The organism is Nocardiopsis sp. CC223A (assembly GCF_030766825.1).
Lineage (GTDB): Bacteria > Actinomycetota > Actinomycetes > Streptosporangiales > Streptosporangiaceae > Nocardiopsis.
In genome coordinates this window covers 1-1,290 of record NZ_JASFDV010000177.1, presented here as the reverse complement: position 1 = coordinate 1,290, position 1,290 = coordinate 1, and the positions used below count along the sequence as shown (strand labels likewise).

Below are 1,290 nucleotides of genomic sequence, written 5' to 3'. Positions count from 1 at the left end.
AGCGACCACGCTGGGAGTGTCCCGATGGCCGGTCCGGCGCCTGTACCAACGGTGGCGGATCCACGGCCCGGGAGCGCTGGTGGCCAAACAGGCGAAGAAGTCCTACCCCTTCGAGTTCAAGGCCGAGGCGGTGCGCCGCGCCCTGGCGGGCGAACCCAAGACCGAGCTGGCCAAGGAACTGGAGCTGTCCTCACCCAAGCTTCTGGAAACCTGGGTACGCACCTTTCGCCGTGAAGGCGAGGACGGGCTGCGCCCCAAACAGCGGGGCCGCCCGCCCAAGACCGAGACACCAGCACAGGAGTCGGAGCTGGAACGGCTGCGCCGTGAGAACGAGTTCCTGCGCGCCCAGAACGCCTACCTGGGAAAAGTACGGGCCTTGAGGGAACACCCACCAGGGTGAAGGTCCTGGCCGTGGTCGCCCTCAAGGCCGAGCACCGCCTGGAGGTACTGCTGCGGGTCGCCGGTCTGGCCCGCTCGACATTCTTCTACCACCAGGCCCGGCTCCAGGCCCCCGACCCCCACGCCGCGCTCAAGGCCGACATCACGCGGCTCTTCGAGAAGAACAAGGGCCGCTACGGGCACCGCCGTATCCACGGCCGGCTCCTGGCCCAGGGATGGAAGGTCGCGAAGAAGACCGTGCTCAAGCTCATGGGCCGGCTCGGCCTCATCTGCCGAGTGCGCCGCAAGCGCCCCTACAGCTCCTACCGGGGCCAGGCGGGCGAGGTCGCCCCGAACCTGCTGGAGCGCGACTTCACCGCCCAGGGACCGAACCGGAAATGGGTGACCGACGTGACCGAGTTCCAGGTCGCGGACCGCAAGGTCTACCTGTCACCGGTCATGGACCTGTTCGACCGACAGGTCATCGCCTACGCGGCGGGGCTGTCACCGAACCTGGAGCTGACCAACACGTCCCTGCGGGCGGCGTTGGAGACCCTGGCTCCCGGTCAGAGGCCGTTGGTCCACTCCGACCAGGGGTTTCAGTACCAGCACGTGTCCTGGCAGCGCCTGCTGGCGGGGGCCGGGTGCGTCCAGTCGATGTCGCGCAAGGGCAACTGCCTGGACAACGCGGTGATCGAGAGCTTCTTCGGCCACTTGAAGGAGGAGTTCTTCACCCACGCCGAGTTCGACAGCGTCGAGGCGTTCACGGACCAGTTGGACGAGTACATCGCCTGGTTCAACAACGAACGGGTGCATACCTACCTTGAGGGCCTGAGCCCGGTGCAGTACCGGGCTCAGGCCCTGGCGGCCTAACCTCTTAGTTAGCCGGTCCAACTATCGGGGACCAGTTCA

At 66.8% G+C, this 1,290-nt stretch carries 2 protein-coding genes; both read left to right on the top strand.

All coding sequences use genetic code 11. From position 1 onward, the window contains the following. A partial coding sequence (locus QJS33_RS31225; protein ID WP_306371666.1) for a helix-turn-helix domain-containing protein occupies positions 1-400 on the top strand: 400 nt, incomplete at its 5' end. Continuing rightward, the gene (locus QJS33_RS31220) at positions 397-1,251 is read left to right on the top strand and encodes an IS3 family transposase (RefSeq protein WP_306371665.1); all 855 of its coding nucleotides are present in this window, start codon (positions 397-399) and stop codon (positions 1,249-1,251) included. The genes QJS33_RS31225 and QJS33_RS31220, both read left to right, overlap by 4 nt. Positions 1,252-1,290: the final 39 nt, after the last annotated feature.